This is a genomic window from Pseudomonas sp. 3-2 (genome assembly GCF_019710535.1).
GTDB lineage: Bacteria > Pseudomonadota > Gammaproteobacteria > Pseudomonadales > Pseudomonadaceae > Aquipseudomonas > Aquipseudomonas pharyngis.
This window is the reverse complement of the sequence record NZ_CP081200.1, coordinates 955,861-974,098: the sequence shown is the minus strand read 5'-3', so window position 1 is coordinate 974,098 and position 18,238 is coordinate 955,861. Positions and strand designations below refer to the sequence as shown.

At 58.7% G+C, this 18,238-nt stretch carries 18 protein-coding genes and 1 pseudogene; 12 read left to right on the top strand and 7 right to left on the bottom strand.

Annotation, left to right across the window (positions count from 1 at the left end; all coding sequences use genetic code 11):
* Positions 1 to 3 precede the first annotated feature (3 nt).
* The 3 genes from K3819_RS04245 to K3819_RS04235 all read left to right on the top strand — a co-directional run bounded on the left by K3819_RS04245 (position 4) and on the right by K3819_RS04235 (position 1,222).
* Positions 4 to 195 carry a hypothetical protein gene (locus tag K3819_RS04245; protein ID WP_221398705.1) on the top strand — a complete coding sequence of 64 codons (192 nt, stop codon included), beginning with the start codon at positions 4 to 6 and terminating at the stop codon, positions 193 to 195.
* A gap of 102 nt (positions 196 to 297) precedes the next feature.
* The gene (locus K3819_RS04240) at positions 298 to 672 is read left to right on the top strand and encodes a hypothetical protein (RefSeq protein WP_085611323.1); all 375 of its coding nucleotides are present in this window, start codon (positions 298 to 300) and stop codon (positions 670 to 672) included.
* Positions 673 to 868: 196 nt separating this feature from the next.
* Positions 869 to 1,222 carry a hypothetical protein gene (locus K3819_RS04235; RefSeq protein ID WP_221398704.1) on the top strand — a complete coding sequence of 118 codons (354 nt, stop codon included), beginning with the start codon at positions 869 to 871 and terminating at the stop codon, positions 1,220 to 1,222.
* Between the two features lie 7 nt (positions 1,223 to 1,229).
* Here K3819_RS04235 and K3819_RS04230 read toward each other — a convergent pair.
* Positions 1,230 to 1,319: pseudogene (locus tag K3819_RS04230) on the bottom strand (GntR family transcriptional regulator); the annotation flags it as partial.
* An 85-nt stretch (positions 1,320 to 1,404) separates the two neighbouring features.
* Here K3819_RS04230 and K3819_RS04225 point away from each other — a divergent pair.
* Positions 1,405 to 1,779 (top strand): hypothetical protein, encoded by a 375-nt coding sequence (locus tag K3819_RS04225; RefSeq protein WP_221398703.1) that lies wholly within the window; start codon positions 1,405 to 1,407, stop codon positions 1,777 to 1,779.
* Positions 1,780 to 1,880: 101 nt separating this feature from the next.
* Positions 1,881 to 2,102, top strand: coding sequence for a hypothetical protein (locus tag K3819_RS04220; protein WP_221398702.1), 222 nt, complete (start codon positions 1,881 to 1,883; stop codon positions 2,100 to 2,102).
* Between the two features lie 3 nt (positions 2,103 to 2,105).
* Here K3819_RS04220 and K3819_RS04215 read toward each other — a convergent pair whose 3' ends face one another.
* From K3819_RS04215 to K3819_RS04195, 5 genes are all read right to left on the bottom strand, one after another.
* Positions 2,106 to 2,855 carry a FadR/GntR family transcriptional regulator gene (locus K3819_RS04215; RefSeq protein WP_221398701.1) on the bottom strand — a complete coding sequence of 250 codons (750 nt, stop codon included), beginning with the start codon at positions 2,853 to 2,855 and terminating at the stop codon, positions 2,106 to 2,108.
* Between the two features lie 131 nt (positions 2,856 to 2,986).
* Positions 2,987 to 4,714, bottom strand: a complete 1,728-nt coding sequence (locus tag K3819_RS04210; RefSeq protein WP_221398700.1) for an ABC transporter ATP-binding protein/permease — start codon at positions 4,712 to 4,714, stop codon at positions 2,987 to 2,989.
* 96 nt (positions 4,715 to 4,810) lie between these two features.
* On the bottom strand, positions 4,811 to 5,371 hold the full coding sequence (locus tag K3819_RS04205) for a response regulator transcription factor (protein WP_003221630.1): 561 nt from the start codon (positions 5,369 to 5,371) through the stop codon (positions 4,811 to 4,813).
* Entirely contained in the window at positions 5,364 to 6,626 is a 1,263-nt protein-coding gene (locus tag K3819_RS04200) for an ATP-binding protein (protein WP_011332442.1), read from the bottom strand. The genes K3819_RS04205 and K3819_RS04200 overlap by 8 nt, the downstream gene beginning before the upstream one ends.
* Before the next feature lie 213 nt (positions 6,627 to 6,839).
* Positions 6,840 to 7,034, bottom strand: a complete 195-nt coding sequence (locus K3819_RS04195; protein WP_221398699.1) for a hypothetical protein — start codon at positions 7,032 to 7,034, stop codon at positions 6,840 to 6,842.
* A 247-nt stretch (positions 7,035 to 7,281) separates the two neighbouring features.
* On the opposite strand from K3819_RS04195, the gene K3819_RS04190 reads away from it, so the two are divergent.
* Positions 7,282 to 7,998 carry an SIMPL domain-containing protein gene (locus tag K3819_RS04190; RefSeq protein ID WP_221398698.1) on the top strand — a complete coding sequence of 239 codons (717 nt, stop codon included), beginning with the start codon at positions 7,282 to 7,284 and terminating at the stop codon, positions 7,996 to 7,998.
* 186 nt (positions 7,999 to 8,184) lie between these two features.
* Here K3819_RS04190 and K3819_RS04185 read toward each other — a convergent pair whose 3' ends face one another.
* Positions 8,185 to 8,544, bottom strand: a complete 360-nt coding sequence (locus K3819_RS04185) for a DUF6124 family protein (protein ID WP_221398697.1) — start codon at positions 8,542 to 8,544, stop codon at positions 8,185 to 8,187.
* Positions 8,545 to 8,934: 390 nt separating this feature from the next.
* On the opposite strand from K3819_RS04185, the gene K3819_RS29560 reads away from it, so the two are divergent.
* From K3819_RS29560 to K3819_RS04155, 6 genes are all read left to right on the top strand, one after another.
* Positions 8,935 to 9,096: a hypothetical protein gene (locus tag K3819_RS29560; RefSeq protein WP_311736311.1), complete on the top strand. Its 162-nt coding sequence runs from the start codon at positions 8,935 to 8,937 to the stop codon at positions 9,094 to 9,096.
* A 419-nt stretch (positions 9,097 to 9,515) separates the two neighbouring features.
* A complete protein-coding gene (locus tag K3819_RS04175) occupies positions 9,516 to 11,117 on the top strand; it encodes an ABC transporter substrate-binding protein (RefSeq protein WP_221398696.1) in 1,602 nt (533 codons plus the stop codon).
* Between the two features lie 260 nt (positions 11,118 to 11,377).
* Positions 11,378 to 13,003, top strand: coding sequence for an ABC transporter substrate-binding protein (locus K3819_RS04170; protein WP_064593358.1), 1,626 nt, complete (start codon positions 11,378 to 11,380; stop codon positions 13,001 to 13,003).
* Between the two features lie 300 nt (positions 13,004 to 13,303).
* A complete protein-coding gene (locus K3819_RS04165; protein WP_074691859.1) occupies positions 13,304 to 14,902 on the top strand; it encodes an ABC transporter substrate-binding protein in 1,599 nt (532 codons plus the stop codon).
* Positions 14,903 to 15,079: 177 nt separating this feature from the next.
* The gene (locus tag K3819_RS04160) at positions 15,080 to 16,495 is read left to right on the top strand and encodes an OprD family porin (protein ID WP_064593356.1); all 1,416 of its coding nucleotides are present in this window, start codon (positions 15,080 to 15,082) and stop codon (positions 16,493 to 16,495) included.
* 78 nt (positions 16,496 to 16,573) lie between these two features.
* On the top strand, positions 16,574 to 18,169 hold the full coding sequence (locus tag K3819_RS04155; RefSeq protein WP_085611314.1) for an ABC transporter substrate-binding protein: 1,596 nt from the start codon (positions 16,574 to 16,576) through the stop codon (positions 18,167 to 18,169).
* Positions 18,170 to 18,238 lie beyond the last annotated feature (69 nt).

The window sequence follows — 18,238 nt, the reverse complement described above, 5'->3', positions numbered from 1 at the left end:
TCGATGACCCTCAAATTGAAACTGGAACTGGCCTCGGGCCAATCATTGAAAGGTGCGCCGCTGCAATTGCTGTGCGATGGCGTGGCTATCGCCCGCGCGTCGGTGGATGCTCATGGCCAGGCGACGTTCGACGTCAAGCCCGGCCCGGGAAAACTGGCGGTCAGGGTGGATCGTTCGATTCTGCCCCACAGCTGAAATGCCCGGACAAGATTGCTCCGGCGCGCCTCACCGATTCGCCGGGTAAAGTGCGACGACTGCCGCGAAGGATCGCGGCAGATCTTTCAAGGAGAGCGAAACATGACGTTTGCCGCTGCACACCTTCCACAATTCCCCGATCACGCCAGCGACTCGATCATCCTGCGGTTATCGACGCTGGATGACGACCTGATCGTCCGTGTACCCGATGGCCAGAACACACCGCCGAACTGGGATGTGTACCCGATCCTCGGTGATGACCCGGAAGAGCCTGAATGGCTTGGTTTGTCGGAGCCGACCGGCGTCTGGGATGACGTACTCGATGACATGGTTGGCCTGACCGGGATCGAACTGAGCATCCCGAGATTCGAACTGGAAAAGTACCTGAACAGCACCGTTGAACTGCGCTACAAGTTTGCTGATGAGGCCAGTCTGGAGCCTTCCTCCGAACCGTTGACGCTACATATAGAGACCTGAGCCGGCCGTTTTCCTGCAGACCAGGCATACCTTTCCGAAGGCATCGACCGTTCGTCGAAACTGTTATTTCTAACAGGTACCGTGCACATCCATTCCCGACTTCAATCGCTGAGGAGTTAACGAACCGGCTCCGTCAGCGCAACAACATGGCTGCGTTCTGAACAGGGTTCAAATGGATGTGAAAAGGAGTTTGATCATGACTGCACAAGTCAAAGCCTTGGCGGCACCGGATCTCGAAGAAGCCGTGAATGGTGTGCTCCACGTTGGCAAACTGAAGGGAGACGCTCACAGCGTTGTAGCGCCTTTCTCCCAGGCCGTTGTTGGCGACGTGATTAACATGCACGTAAGGACCTCGACCGGTAACGAATGGCAAGAGATCCGTGTACTGACCGCAGCCGAGGTGGGAAGGCCAGTGATCTTCGCCATCCCCAAAGATGTCTTTGAGAAAAAACTTGTTCCCGGTGCCAAGGCCGAATTGCATTACACCGTCACCAGATTCAACGGTAATGCTGAGTCATCCCCATTGCTGACAGTTCAACTCGAACGATAAGCAACAATCACCCCTGAGCCTGCGCCTCTTCGTGCGCCTGACGCAGCCGTTCGCGGCTGTTGGTCAGGTGCAGGCGCATGGCCGCACCGGCGGCATCGAATCCTGACGGGATGGAGACGGCGAACGGTAACCGCATTAACTGGCACTGCACTCACAGCACTCCAATTCAAGGAGAAACATGAATGAAGACGCTAAAAGTTTCACAGGTTGTTCCCTTAGCACCACCCAAAGCACCGCAAGCACCTGACGGCGTTTTGGATACGACCATTTTGCAAGGAGCGTTCCTGCTCAACTTTGATTACGCAGGCAAAGACGCGGGTCAGAGAGTCAACATAACTCTATCGGTGAAGATTGACCGTTTCAGTCCACCTATTGTCTGGACTACTTATTTCGAAACTCAAACCTCGGGAGACGAACAAAGGAGTACCGCGACGAACATGTTTGACTATCGTTTCAGGGACGGATCCGTAGAAATCTGGTACACCGCCACAATTGCTGGACAATCCCATCTATCAGTACCGCTAGTGCTCAGCATTGTGGACACCGTTGGCGCTTGATCACGCCACTCGAAGTCAACTCTGCGCCAGCGTCCCTCGTGGCCCGGGCGCAGTCGCTCCTGAAACATTCAATAGCCACTGAACCAATGAGGGGTCATCCCATGAGCATTGTTCACCGATTCCACTTTCCTGCCGGAATCCAAAAGAGCCCGATAGAGATAAAGGATGCAACGACGTTCGACCTTGTCGTCAATCGGGGGGACAACATTGAATTCGAAGCACTCCCGGGGCAGCGCTACAGAGTCGAGGAGAAAACATTCCTGCTCAACTTCGATGAGTCCATCGAACGCGTGGATTACGTCACTAGCGAAGTGAAACCGTAACCCTCAGCCTTCCTGCGCCTGCGCCTCTTCATGAGCCTGGCGCAGTCTTTCCCGGCTGTTGGTCAAATGCAGGCGCATGGCCGCGCGGGCGGCATCGGAATCCTGACGGGCGATGGCGTCGTAGATTTCCTCGTGCTCGCGACTCAGGCGATTCATGTAGTGCTGCTGATCGTCATGGGCCAGTCGCGCCGAGTTCAGGCGAGTGCGCGGAATGATGCTGGTGCCCAGGTGGGTCATGATGTCGGTGAAGTAGCGGTTGCCGGTGGACAGCGCGATTTGCAGATGGAACTGGAAGTCCGACGCCACTGCATCGCTGGCGTGGGCCACGCTGTCATTCAGCGCATCAAGGGCCGCGCGCATCGCAGCGAGTTGCTCGGTGCTGCGACGCTGCGCGGCAAGGCCGGCGGATTCGACTTCGAGGCTGATACGCAATTCGAGAATGGCCAGCACGTCACGCAGTGTGACCACTGTAGCCGGATCGATCCGGAAACCGCTCGGGCTCGGCGTATCGAGCACGAAGGTGCCGATGCCATGGCGGGTTTCCACCTGCCCTGCGGCCTGTAGCCGGGAGATCGCCTCGCGCACCACGGTGCGGCTGACGCCATGGGCCTCCATGATCGCCGACTCTGTCGGCAACTTGTCGCCGCGCTTGAGCAGACCGTCGCGGATCTGCTCGGTCAGCACCATCACCAGTTCCTGGGCCAGGCTGCGGCGCTTGCGAGGGAGGCGCGGGGTGTCGATCAGGTTTTCCATGGTCTGCATCTTGTCTCGAAAATTCGGCTTGTGGGCATCATAGCTCAAGCGGGTTGTACGATCACTTTCCGTTTCCACACAAACCCTGTGGGAGGCGGCAAGCCAGCCCTCACAGGGTTTGTTTGGACATATCAGGCGGTCACGTTCTGCTCAACCAGGTGACCACTGTCGATGCGCACATGCCGTGGATGGAAGCGCTTGAGGCTGCTGCGATGGCCGACGCTGACGATGCTCAGGCCGGGCAACTGATCGATCAGCGCCTGATACAGCGTGGCTTCGTCTTCTTCATCCATCGCCGACGTCGCTTCGTCCATGTACAGCCATTGCGGTGCGTAAAGCAGCGCGCGGGCGAAGGCCAGACGTTGCTGTTCACCCGGCGACAACATGCGCTGCCAGTGGTTGGCCTCGTCCAGTCGCGCGACAAGATGCGGCAAACGGCAAGTCTCCAACACCTGTGCATAACGCTCGGGCGCGTAGGTGTCGCCCGGTTGTGGATAACTCAAGGCATCGCGTAGCGTGCCAATTGGTAGATACGGCTTTTGCGGCAGGAACAGATAACGCGAAGCCGGCAGGCGAATGCTGCCGTGCCCGGCCGGCCACAAATGGCCCATCGCCCGCAGCAGCGTGGATTTACCACTGCCGGAACGACCGCTGAGCATCACCCGATCGCCCTGCTCCACAGTCATGTCGGCGCTGGTCAGCAGGTGACGACCGTCAGCCAGATCGAGGCCGAGGTTACGAACCTTCAGCTCATCGCCCTGATTCTGCACGTCGATGGCCGGTGCACGTTCTTCGTTGTCAGTCATGGCCTGGCGGAAACTCAGCAGACGATCGCACGTGGCGCGCCACGCGGCGAGGTCCGCATAGGCGTTGATGAACCAGCTGAAGTTCTCCTGCACGTTGCCGAAGGCCGAGTTGATCTGCATCAGCTCACCCAGCTCGATCTTGCCGGTCAGGTAACGCGGGGCCGCGACGATGAACGGGAAGATGATTGCGATCTGGCCGTAACCCGAGGTGAAGAACGTCAGGCGCTTGGACACCCGCATGATGTCCCAGAAGTTGTGCCAGACCAGCCCGAAGCGGTTGCTCAGACGACGATTCTCGTTCGGTTCGCCGTTGTACAGCGCAATGCTCTCGGCGTTCTCACGTACCCGCACCATGGAGAAACGCAGGTCGGCTTCGAAACGTTGTTGTTGGTTGTTCAGGCCGATCAGGCGGCGACCGATCAGGTGCGTCAGCCAGCTGCCGACCGCCGCATACAGCAGCGCACACCAGAACATGTAGCCGGGAATCTCGATGCCGAACACTTCGATGCTGCCGGAGACGCCCCACAGAATGATCGAAAACGACACCAGGCTGACCACCGTGCGGATCAACCCCAGGGCCAGACTCAAGGTGTTGCTGGTGAAGGTATTGAGATCTTCGGAAATCCGCTGGTCAGGGTTGTCGGTGTAGCCGCCCTGCTCCAACTGGTAGTAATTCTTGTGCCCGAGCCAGCGCTTGAAATGGTTCTCGGTGAGCCACGCACGCCAGCGGATGGTCAGCATCTGCGTCAGGTACAGGCGATACACCGCGCCAAGAATCGCCACCGCCGCAATGCCGCAGAAATACAGGATCAACTGCCAGAACGCCGCCTCATCCTTCTTCTGCAGGGCGTTATAGAAATCCTTGTACCAACTGTTGATCCACACCGAGATCGCCACGCTGAACAACGTCAGCGCAATCACGGCGATCAGCAACGTCCAGGCCTTGCCCTTCTCTTCGCTGCGCCAGTAAGGCGTGATCATGGCCCACACCTTGCGAAAAAACTGCCCGCGCACAGTATCGTTGACCGCGGAATATTCAGCGTTCTGATTCATGGAAAAGGCTCGATAAAGAAAAGAACAGACACGCACCGATCATAGATGATCGGTGCGTTTTATCGCGAGGGCTGGCGATGGTCGTTCAGCGCAGGTTCAGCGACGAACCGGACGCTTCTGCAGTTTGCGCTGCAGGGTGCGGCGGTGCATGCCCAAGGCGCGGGCAGTGGCGGAAATGTTGCCTTCGTGCTCGGTCAGCACGCGCTGGATGTGCTCCCACTGCAGGCGATCCACCGACATCGGGTTTTCCGGCACCAGGCTGTCGAGGTCGGCGTGCTCGGACAGCAACGCTGCCAGCACATCGTCGGCGTCGGCCGGTTTGCACAGGTAATTGCAGGCGCCGCGCTTGATCGCCTCGACCGCAGTGGCAATGCTCGAATAACCGGTGAGGATCACCACGCGCATTTCCGGGTCCAGCTCCAGCAGTTTCGGCAGCAGGACCAGCCCGGAGTCACCGTCCATTTTCAGGTCCAGCGCGGCATAGTCCGGCAGATCGGCCTGAGCGATGGTCAGGCCTTCTTCGGCGGAACCGGCGGTGCTGACGCGGAAACCACGACGGGCCATGGCCCGGGCCATCACCCGGGTGAAGGTCGCGTCGTCATCGACCAGCAGCAAATGCGGCAGTTCTTCGCCTTCGACTTGGATTTCGTCACTCATGTTGCTCTCCTCGGGCGCCGTGGGGCAGGCGCAGCTCGGTGAGCGTGCCGCCTTCCTCATGACTATAGAGTTTCACTGAGCCGCCGGCGCGTGTCACGCTGGCCTTGCTCAAAAACAGGCCCAGGCCGAAACCTTTGCCCTTGGTGGTAAAAAACGGTTTGCCGATCTGCTCGGCGATGGCCAGCGGCACACCGGCGCCATGATCGCGGATGCTGATGGTCAGGTCTTCGGCGGTCCAGTCCAGGGTCACCTGAAGGTTTTCCGGGCAGGCATCGGCGGCGTTGTTCAACAGATTCAACAAGGCCTGGGTCAGATCCGGCGGCGGCGCCACACGCGGCAACGGGCCCTGGCCCAGACGCTGGAATCGATAACTGGCTTCCGGGCGCATCAGATGCCAGCGGTTGAGCGCCTCGTCAAGCCACTCGGTAACGTCCTGCATCTCCACCGCCATCCGGCGATTGGCTTCGGCAGCACGCACCAGTTGTTGCAGAGTCTCCTTGCAGAGCTTCACCTGATCCTTCAACACCTTCAGGTCTTCCTGAAGCATCGGGTCGTGATGATCCTGCTGCATTTCGTTGAGCAACACACTCATGGTCGCCAGCGGTGTGCCCAGTTCATGGGCGGCACCGGCGGCCTGAGTCGCAACGGCCAGCAATTGCTGGTCGCGCAGGCCTTCTTCACGGCGGATCGCGCGCAACTCTTCCTGGCGGCGCAGCTCTTCAGCCATGCGCGCGGCGAAGAACGTAATCACTGCCGCCGCCAGGGCAAAGCTCAGCCACATGCCGTAGATCTGCAGGTTTTCCCGCGCGACCGGCAGGGTTTCCAGCGGATAGAAGTGCGTCAGCATTAGGGTGTACAAGGCCAACGCAATGCCCGACAGCACTACCGAATAACGCCACGGCAGCGTCACCGCAGCGATGGTCAGCGGCACCAGATAATACGAAACGAACGGGTTGGTCGAGCCACCGGAGAAATACAGCAAGGCACTGTGGATAACCAGATCGCAGGCCAGTTGCAGCGCGTATTCGAGCTCGGTCACCGGCCACGAAGTGCGCAAACGCACGGCGGTGAACACACACAGCAGAATCGAACAGCCGAGGGTCATCACCAGTTGCACCCACGGCAACGGCAACAGATCCAGCCAGTAAGCCAGGCCCACGGAACCGGCCTGTGCGGCGAGCACCAGGGTGCGGATGAAAGTCAGCCGCCAGAGGTTCTGGCGAGTGGCGGAAGTCAATTGTACGGGGGCGAGCATGAGCTCTCCTGATGAGCGCTCCAGGCGGATCGCACGGAGTATAACCAAGGCGCGAGCTCGAGAGGCGAAAGTGCGGCAAACGACCACATGGCGCAAAGATTTTCTGCGGCTATAAGGACGTCTTCGCTATGGGCGGTCTCCGGCGTTGCGCACCGCGACCTGACGCACAAAAAAGCCGGCTATCTGCTCTCGATAGCCGGCTTGTGAGATTCGTCAGTTTCCCATTCCGTACGACCCCTTTGTCTGCAGCATCTTCACGTGATCCCAACCTTCGGGCTCTGATCCAAATGGGCCGCCGACCTCGTTGTTGTTGAGGAAAACCCAATACGAAAAATTGCCTGGACTTCGCTCCTGGAGCCAAACTGAATAACCTTGAGCTTCTGCATCCGCTCGTTCTTGTGCATTCATCTTCAATTTCCTTATTCGCAGTTGTCGTGTTTGCAGCCGAGTGCAATGACGGCTCACAAACATGCTCAATCTGCCTGCGAAATCCGTCTACTGTCAGAACTAACAGGTACCCCGCGTTTCCGACCGACGGGGTGCACTCGCATCTGTATAGAAGTTGTAACTGGGCGAACCGGATCATAAAAGCTAGAGTCTGATGGTTTCACGCAGGCCCCCGAACCATCACCTGCGCCCTCATCAAGGAGCTTTCATGCACACATTTCGCCGCAGCGCCGCCCTTCTCGCCCTGACCGTCGGCAGCATCGCCAGCCTTCCGGCCCTGGCCGCCGATGAGCTGCACTACAACCAGATTTCCCTGCGCGCCGAAGTCAGCCAGGAAGTGGCCCGCGACCTGATGATCGTGACCCTCTACACCGAAGAGCAAAACACCGACCCGGCCAAACTCGCCGCCGACGTCAGCACCACCATGAACAAGGCCCTGGCCCAGGCCAAGCAAGTCAGAGACATCACCCTGCGCCAGGGCAGCCGCAACAGCTACCCGATCTACGACACCAAGGGCCAGAAAATCACCGGCTGGCGCGAACGCGCCGAACTGCGCCTGGAAAGCGCCGACTTCGCCGCCCTGTCCAAACTCACCGGTGAGCTGCTGACCGACCTGAAAATGGGCGGCATGGACTTCGCCATCGCCGACCCGACCCGCAAGGCCAGCGAAGACAAACTGCTGAAAGAAGCCGTCACCGCCTTCAAGGCCCGCGCCCAACTGGCCACCGACGCCCTGGGCGGCAAGGGTTACAAAATCGTCAACCTGAACCTCAACAGCAACGGCTTCCCGCAACCCTACATGCGCGCCCCGATGATGATGAAAGCCGCGGGCATGGATTCGGCACCCGTCACGCCTGAAGTCGAAGCCGGCACTAGCCAGGTCAGCCTGACCGCTGATGGCTCGATTGAAGTGTTGATGCAGTGATTGAATGACAGCTGAATGAAAAACCGGCGATCAGTGATGATCGCCGGTTTTTTTGTGCCCGGGATTTGTGTTGTCAGCTCTGCCGTCATCGCTGGCAAGCCAGCTCCCACCAGTTCTGTGGATTTATTGAAATCGCGCACGACCCTGTGGTAGCGGGCTTGCCCGCGATGAACGATGACGCGGTCGTCAGGTTTGCGGATCAACCCGGTCCAGCGCGCGGTTCACTGCGAGCTCGGCCAGCATGATGATCTGCTGGATCCCGAGCGCCGTACTGCGCTGCGAACCGCTGAGCTCATTGGCGAAATTGCTGGCGATGGTACTGGCCGAGGCCAGGGACTCGCAGGCGTTGGCCAGCAGGCTTTCGGTGTCGACGTTGGGCGTGACCATGTACATCGTGCTCGGGCGCGGTTTGGAAGGATTGGGGCACAGGTAATAGTCGAGAGCGCGTTTGATGGCTTCGCGGTTGCGGGCGAGGTCTTCGGCGCGCATGGCTTCTTCGAGGGGCGTGGTTGATTCGAGGGGTGGGTCGGGGACAACCTTGTTCATTGATTAACTCCTTGCTGACTTGAAGCCACCCAATGCCGTTCTCACGCGGCGAAGAGGTGGCAGCTATGTGCGGGGTGAGAAACCGGGCAAGGAGATTCCGGCCAGACCAAAGTCTGCCCGCACACAGCCGCCATAAATCAATTACAGGCAGCAAAAGCTGGCGGCAATTATGGTCGGACTGACGTTTTAATAACACTCACTTGCCAGGGTTCTCACACCCAATCACAGAGTTTTCTGCGACAACCAAAGACTAGGGATCGTGCTTCCGACGGACAACCTGAAAACCTTGTGGGAAGGATCCTGGGTTGTTGTTGAGATTTAAACAGCTTCAAAAGCTGCCCTCACCCTAGCCCTCTCCCGGAGGGAGAGGGGACTGACCGCGTTGTTTAAATGGAATACGCAGACGTGAGATACCGAGGTGAACTCGAGGTTTTAAAACGCAAACAACTCCGCTCCGGCTTTGGCTTTGGCTTTGGCTTTGGCTTTGGCTTTGGCTTTGGCTTTGGCTTTGGCTTTGGCTTTGGCTTTGGCTTCCACCACTCAACACGATGAGCGTTAGCTCGAGTACCGCTTTTGATCTTCGGACGACGTCGGAAGGCTGAGTGGAGGGATTTATCCGGGGGTGGGAGCGCAGCGACCGTTTGGCGAAGCCAAACACATCGAGAGGAGGTGCAGCGAAGCAAACCGTAGGCGATGCCCCCGGATGAATCCCGGAACGAAGGAACCCCGAGCCCCAGCGAGGGGCCGAACGCAGGAGCAAAGCGTTTTTGGTTACTTTTTAGGCGTTTGTAAAAAGTGACCCGCCGTCAGGGCGGAACCATAAGCCGCAGCACCCGAAGAAACGGATATGTTCACGACCTCCCCAGATATACCGAGATAGACACCTCACCTAGAAAAACGATATTTCCGCGCCCACCGAAACCCCGGCTACCCTCCTCCCCACAACTACCTCCAGTGCACCCGGGGACTCCATGGATCGATTCACCTTCAAACCACTTCTAATAACCCTGGCCCTGACCGCCATAACCCCAATCGCCAACGCAGCAACAACCCTGGTCTACTGCTCCGAAGCCAGCCCCGCAGGCTTCGACCCCAGCCAATACACCAGCGGCACCGACTTCGACGCCTCCGCCGAAACCGTCTTCAACCGCCTCACCCAATTCAAACGCGGCGGCACCGAAATCGAACCCGGTCTGGCGACCAAATGGGACGTAAGCCCGGACGGCCTCCAGTACACCTTCCACCTGCGCCAAAACGTAAAATTCCACACCACCGACTACTTCACCCCGACCCGGACCTTCAACGCTGACGACGTCCTGTTCACCTTCCAGCGCCTGCTCGACCCGGACAACGCCTTTCGCAAGGCCTACCCCGCCGAGTCCCCGTACTTCACCGACATGGGCCTGAACACCACGATCAAATCCGTGGAAAAGCTCGACGACAACACCGTGCGCTTCAACCTGAACAACGTCGACGCCGCGTTCGTGCAAAACCTCGCCATGAGCTTCGCCTCGGTGCAATCGGCCGAATACGCCGCCCAATTGCTGAAGGAAGGCAAAGCAGCAGACCTCAACCAGAAACCGGTCGGCACCGGCCCGTTCGTGTTCAAGCGCTACCAGAAGGACGCGCAGATCCGCTACGCCGCGAACCAGGACTACTGGAAACCCGAGGACGTGAAGCTCGACAACCTGGTGTTCTCGATCACCCCGGACGCCGCCGTCCGCCTGCAAAAGCTCAAGACCGGCGAATGCCAGGTCAGCGGCTACCCGCGCCCCGCCGACATCGAAGTGATGGAAAAAGACCCGAACCTGCGGGTGTTGAAGCAGCCCGGTTTCAACCTCGGCTTCCTCGCCTACAACACCACTCACCCACCGCTGGATCAGCTCAAAGTGCGCCAGGCACTGGATATGGCCATCGACAAACCGGCGATCATCAAGGCGGTTTACCAGAGTGCAGGGCAGTTGGCGCAAAACGCCTTGCCGCCAGCGCAATGGTCGTTCGATCCGAACATAAAAGACGCGCCGCACGACCCTGTGAAAGCCAAAGCGCTACTCAAGGAAGCCGGGGTTGCACCGGGTACAACCATCAACCTCTGGGCCATGACCGTGCAGCGCGCCTCGAACCCGAATGCGCGGATGTCGGCACAGATGATCCAGCAGGATTGGGAGAAGATCGGTATCAAGGCCAACATCGTCAGCTATGAATGGGGCGAGTACATCAAGCGCGCCAAGAATGGCGAACATGACGCGATGATCTACGGCTGGACCGGTGACAACGGCGACCCGGACAACTGGCTGGGCGTGCTTTACAGCTGCGCGGCGGTGAAGGGCAGCAACTACGCCAAATGGTGCGATCCGGCCTACGACAAGCTGGTGCAACAGGCCAAGGTGTCCACCGATAAATCACAACGGGTAAAACTGTATCAACAGGCGCAACTGATCCTGAAACAGCAGGTGCCGATCACGCCGATCGCCAACTCCACGGTGTTCCAGCCACTGCGCAAGGAAGTCAGCGACTTCAAGATCAGTCCGTTCGGTCTAACCCCCTTCTATGGCGTGGGTATAAATAAGTAACACCCGGCCCCAATCCGGCGCGCACAGCGTGACCAATGCACCGTTTTGGGGCTCGATTTGCACCGTAAAAACCGCCCGCAAACGGTCAAATGCGTCAGAAGTTATACGGATGCGACATTAAGGTACGTTCGTGCCACGCTTTGACGCCGCCGAGCGCTCTGGATCTTGCATTGGGTATGGGCCCTGCATAAGTATCCGCAGGCACGACTCACGAGGTCGTACCTCACTACTAAAAAATGACAACAAATCATGAGGCCAACATGCTTAAACACGCGGTCATTCCGTTTTTAGTCGGCGCAGGCTTGTTAGCCTCCGCACCTTTCGCCACCGCTGCGACTAACCTGGTGTTCTGCTCCGAAGGCAGCCCGGCCGGTTTCGATCCAGGCCAATACACCACCGGAACCGACTTCGACGCCTCAGCCGAAACCATGTTCAACCGTCTGACCCAGTTCGAGCGTGGCGGCACCGCCGTGATTCCTGGTCTGGCGACCAAGTGGGACATCTCGGATGACGGCCTGACTTACACCTTCCACCTGCGTGAAGGCGTCAAGTTCCACACCACCCCGTATTTCAAGCCGACTCGTGAGTTCAACGCCGACGACGTGCTGTTCACCTTCAATCGCATGATTAACAAGGATGACCCGTTCCGTAAGGCGTACCCGACCGAATTCCCGTACTTCACCGACATGGGGATGGACACCAACATCACCAAGATCGATAAAGTCGACGACCACACCGTCAAGTTCACTCTGAAAGAAGTCGACGCCGCGTTCATCCAGAACATGGCCATGAGCTTCGCGTCGATCCAGTCCGCCGAGTACGCAGCCCAGCTGCTGAAAGAAGGCAAGGCTGCCGACATCAACCAGAAGCCGATCGGCACTGGTCCCTTCGTGTTCAAGAGCTACCAGAAAGACTCCAACATCCGCTATACCGGCAACAAGGAATACTGGAAGCCTGAAGACGTGAAGATCGACAACCTGATCTTCGCCATCACCACCGACCCGTCGGTACGTATCCAGAAGCTGAAGAAGAACGAGTGCCAGGTCACCCTGTTCCCGCGTCCGGCCGACCTCGCGGCACTGAAAGCCGATCCTGCGCTGAAGATGCCTGACCAGGCCGGCTTCAACCTGGGCTACATCGCCTACAACGTGATGGACAAGGTCAAGGGCAGCAACGAGCCTAACCCGCTGGCCGACCTGCGCGTTCGCCAGGCGCTGGACATGTCGGTCAACAAGCCACAGATCATCGATTCGGTTTACCAGGGCGCTGGACAACTGGCCGTCAACGCCATGCCACCGACCCAGTGGTCCTACGACACCACCATCAAGGACGCCAAGTACGATCCTGAGAAAGCCAAGCAGCTGCTCAAGGAAGCCGGCGTCAAGGAAGGTACCGAGATCGTCCTGTGGGCGATGCCGGTTCAGCGTCCGTACAACCCGAACGCCAAGCTGATGGCCGAAATGCTCCAGTCCGACTGGAAGAAAATCGGTCTGAACGTGAAGATTCAGAGCTACGAGTGGGGCGAGTACATCAAGCGCTCCAAGGGTGGCGAGAACCAGGGCATGCTGATTGGCTGGAGCGGTGACAATGGTGATCCGGACAACTGGCTCAACGTGTTGTTTGGTTGCGACTCCCTGAGTGGCAACAACTTCTCCAAATGGTGCGACAAGAAATTCGACGGCCTCGTGAAAGAAGCCAAGCGCACCACTGACCAGGCCAAGCGCACCGAACTCTACAAAGAGGCGCAGCACGTCCTCAAAGATGCAGTCCCTATGACACCTATCGCTCACTCGACGGTGTATCAACCCATGCGCGCCAACGTGCAGGACTTCAAGATCAGCCCATTCGGCTTGAACTCCTTCTACGGCGTCAGCGTCAGCAAATAAAAGAGGCAGCGGCGACGTTTTCAGCGTCGCCGCTGTTTTTTTTGCCGAGAAGTAAGGAATTTGCCTACAGCCCTTTCCAGCCCGTCTGACCGGGATGGTTTAGGACGTGTCGCCTTTTCCTACGAGTCTTTAGGACTCAGCGCATTTACTGCCAGACCCACGGCCCCTACCGTCGGGTTCTGACCAGTGACTGCGTGGGCTTTCGGTTTTGCTGTTCGTTTCGGTTTGAGCTCAATGCAGCTACAACGTCCCTGGACGGGATCGCGGCGCATTGAAAAACACTAAAAAAGAGGGAGCGTCATGCGCCATACCTTGGTTTTTTCCGCATTGCTGGGCGCCGGCCTGTTGGCCGCCACGTCCGCCAGTTTCGCCGCCAGCGACAGTCTGGTGTTCTGCTCCGAAGGCAGCCCGGCCGGTTTCGATACCGCGCAGTACACGACGGCGACCGATAACGACGCCGCCGAACCGCTGTACAACCGCCTGGCCGAGTTCGAAAAAGGTGCGACCGGTGTAGTACCGGGCCTCGCAACCAGCTGGGATATTTCCGAGGATGGTCTCAAGTACACCTTTCACCTGCGTGAAGGTGTGAAATTTCATACAACGCCGTACTTCAAACCTACACGCGATTTCAACGCCGACGACGTGCTGTTCACGTTTAACCGCATGCTCGATCCGCAACAGCCTTTCCGTAAGGCTTATCCGACCGAGTTCCCGTATTTCAACGGGATGAGCCTCAACAAGAACATCGCCAAGGTCGAGAAGACCGGGCCGCTGACCGTGCAGTTCACGCTCAACAGCGTCGACGCCGCGTTCATCCAGAACATCGCCATGAGCTTCGCGGCCATTCTGTCTGCCGAATACGCCGACAAGCTGCTGGCCGAAGGCAAGCCGAGCGACATCAACCAGAAGCCGATCGGCACTGGCCCGTTCGTGTTCAAGAGCTACCAGAAAGACTCGAACATTCGCTACACCGGCAACCCGCACTACTGGGATCCGAGCCGGGTGAAGCTGAAGAACCTGATTTTCGCGATCAATACTGACGCCTCGGTACGTGTGCAGAAGCTCAAGGCCGGTGAATGTCAGGTCACCCTGCACCCGCGTCCGGCCGATGTGCCGGCACTGAAGAACGACCCGAAACTGCAATTGATCGAGAAGCCGGGCTTCAACCTCGGCTATATCGCCTACAACGTGCGCCACAAGCCATTCGACCAGCTCGAAGTGCGTCAGGCGCTGGACATGGCGGTGAATAAACAGGGGATTCTCAACGCTGTTTATCAAGGCGCCGGCCAACTGGCCGTCAATGCCATGCCGCCGACCCAATGGTCTTACGACGACACGATCAAGGACGCCGCCTACAACCCGGAAAAAGCCAAAGAGCTGCTCAAGGCTGCCGGCGTCAAGGAAGGCACCGAGATCACCCTGTGGGCGATGCCGGTACAACGGCCGTACAACCCGAACGCCAAACTGATGGCCGAAATGCTCCAGGCCGACTGGGCCAAGATCGGTCTGAAAGTGAAGATCGTCAGCTACGAATGGGGCGAGTACATCAAGCGCACCAAGAATGGCGAGCACGACGTGAGCCTGATCGGCTGGACCGGTGACAACGGGGATCCGGACAACTGGCTCGGCACGCTGTACAGCTGCGATGCCATCGGCGGCAACAACTACTCCATGTGGTGCGATCCGGCTTACGACAAGCTGATCAAACAGGCCAAGGTCGTCACCGACCGTGACCAGCGCACCGTGCTCTATAAACAGGCCCAGCAACTGCTCAAGCAGCAAGTGCCGATCACGCCTGTCGCCCACTCAACGGTCAACCAGCCGCTGAGCGCCAAGGTCGAAGGGTTCAAGGTGAGCCCGTTCGGTCGCAACGTGTTTTCGGGTGTCAGCATCGATTAAACAAAAAACCGATTAGCCGCAATGCTGAGGGGGCCGTCTACCCCCTCACGCAAGCGCTTTGCCGAAATTCGCCAATCAGGCCTTTTGCAAACGTTTGCGATGTGTGAATGAGTTCTAAACCAATAACCGGCCAACCCAAAAAAGCCGGCATAAAAAGAAAGTAAAGGAGCTTCACCCATGAAACTGAGCAATACCGCGATACTGGCCCTGGCCATCAGCAGCATCACCGCCACGGCTTATGCGGAAACCCAAAGCCAGGCGTTCACCCCGGTGACCGTCAACGAGAAGAGCGCCCAGGCTGAAGCCACCGGCTTTCTCGAAGGCTCCACAATCAGCGGCACGACCCGAAACTGGTACGCGAACGAACAACTGAAACGCGGCGGCAAGTTCACCTATCGCAAGGATGGTGTGGCCACCCCGACCGACCGCCGTATCAACTGGGTGCAGGGCACCATCGTCAAGTACAACTCGGGCTTCACCGAAGGCACCGTCGGTTTCAGCACCGAAGTGGCGGCGTACAACGCCATCGCGCTGGAGCGTGACCGCGAGAACCTGGCGGCCAACAACGGCGGCGCACCGGGCACCCGTCCAGGCGCGGGCAACAACCGTACCCTGACCCGTGAAGGCGGCGAAGCCCAGGGCCAGTGGAGCAAAGTCGGCCTGGCCAACGTCAAGGCGCGGATCTCCAACACCACCCTGACCGCCGGTCGCATGAACTTCAGCAGCCCGCAGGTCGATGTGATCGGCAACCGTCCGCTGCCATCGAGCTTCGAAGGTCTCGCGATCCACAGCGAAGAACTGAACAACCTGTCCTTTGACTTGGCCTCGTTCGACCGCGTGTCGCCGCGTACCGAAGAAAGCCTGAGCAAATTCCGCTCCGAATACGGCGCGATCGATGCCGAAGCCGACCACGTTCACACCGGCGGTATCTCGTACCAGCCGTTCGCCAGCCTGACCACCAGCCTGTGGGGCACCCAGGCCGAAGACCTGTGGAACCAGTACTACTTCGGCGCCACCCACGTACTGGGGGACAGCTCGGTTCTGGCCCTGACCACCGGTCTGAACTACTACAAGACCGTGGACGAAGGTAAGAAGAAACTCGGTGAAATCGACAACGACACCTACTCCCTGTCGTTCGGTCTGACCCACCAGGCGCATACCCTGACCTTCTCCTACCAGGAAGTGAACGGTAACGAGTACTTCGACTACCTGCACGAAACCAACGGTATCTACCTGGCCAACTCCCTGCTGTCGGACTTCAACGGCCCGAACGAGAAATCCTTCCAGGTGGCCTACGGTCTGAACATGGCCGAATACGGCGTGCCAGGCCTGAAGTTCAACATCTACCAGGCCCGCGGCTGGGGCATCGACGGCACTCACTACAAGGGTGGCGGCTACGATGGCGTGCAGTCGATGGACGGCGAGCACCACTATGAATACGGCATCGGTGCCGCTTATGCGGTACAGAGCGGTCCTCTGAAAGCCACCACCGTTCGTGCGACCTACACCGCGCACCGCGCCAGCGAAAACCAGGCTGACGGCAGCATCAACGAGTTCCGTCTGGTGACCACCGTTCCATTCAACATCCTGTAAAACCGCCAGCCGACGGCTGACTCAGTGACGAGTCGGCCGTTCGGCTTTTTGTCTTCAACCGATTGCAGAGGGTTCTTGATGAAAATGCTTCCCCTACGTGCGGCCATCGCGGCTGCGTTGCTGAGTGTCGCTGTCGGCGTCTCGGCCAAACCCTTGGTGGTCTGCACCGAAGCCAGTCCGGAAGGCTTCGATATGGTCCAGTACACGACTGCAGTCACTGCCGACGCGGTGGCCGAAACCATCTTCAACCGTCTGGCGGACTTCAAGCCCGGTACCACCGAAGTGATTCCGGCGCTGGCCGAGTCGTGGGACATCAGCGAAGACGGCCTGACCTACACGTTCCACCTGCGCAAAGGCGTCAAGTTTCACACCACCGAATATTTCAAGCCGACCCGCGACCTGAACGCCGACGACGTGGTCTGGAGTTTCCAGCGTCAGCTGGACCCGAATCACCCGTGGCACAAGCTGTCGAGCGTAGGCTTCCCGTACTTTGAAAGCATGGGCTTCAAGGAACTGCTCAAAAGCGTCGAGAAAGTCGACGACAACACCGTCAAGTTCACCCTGACCCGACGCGAAGCGCCGTTCCTGGCCGACATCGCCATGGCGTTCTCCTCGATCTATTCGGCCGAGTACGCCGACCAGTTGCTCAAGGCCAGCAAGACCGGCGACCTGAACAACAAACCGGTCGGCACCGGGCCGTTCATCTTCCAGCGCTACAACAAGGACGCCCAGGTTCGCTTCAAGGCCAACCCGGACTATTTCCGTGGCAAGCCGCCGGCTGACGCGCTGATCCTGGCGATCGCCACCGACAACAACGTGCGCTTGCAGAAACTCAAGGCCAACGAGTGCCAGATCGCGCTGTACCCGAAACCGGATGACATTCCGAGCATCAAGAAAGACAGCAATCTGAAAGTCGATGAACTGGATGCGATGACCGTCTCGTACGTCGCCATGAACACCCAGCACAAGTACATCAGCGACGTGCGGGTGCGTAAGGCGATCGACATCGCCTTCGACAAGGAAGCCTACGTCAACGCCCTGTTCGGCAAGGGCAACGCGACCGTTGCGGTCAATCCGTACCCGCCGACCCTGCTGGGCTACAACCACGAGCTGAAAAACCCGCCACGTGACCTCGACAAGGCCCGTGCCCTGCTCAAGGAAGCCGGAGTACCGGAAGGCACCACGTTCACCCTGTTCACCCGCAACGGTGGCGGCCCGACCAACCCGAACCCGATGCTCGGCGCGCAGATGATGCAGGCTGACCTGGCGAAAGTCGGGATCAAGATCGACATCCGCGTGATGGAATGGGGCGAGATGCTCAAACGCGCCAAGGCCGGCGAGCACGACATGGTCTCGGCCGGATGGGCGGGCGACAACGGCGACCCGGATAACTTCCTGACGCCTATGCTCAGTTGCGAAGCGGCCAAGAACGGCGAAAACTACGCGCGCTGGTGCAACGAGAAATTCCAGGCCCTGCTCGACGAAGCACGGGCTAAAGTAGATCCGGCCGAACGCGCCAGGCTGTATGAACAGGCTCAAGTGCTGTTCAATCAGGACCAACCGTGGATCAGCATGGCCCACACCCGCATGTTCACCGCAATGCGCAACAACGTAGAGGGTTATCACATCAGCCCTCTGACAACCAATAACTTCGCCACCACCCAGGTGAAGTAGATAAGAAAACTCCCGGTTTCCCTGACCCCAGGGAAACCGGGCACGCCTAACCGGCTGATGAGGTACCAC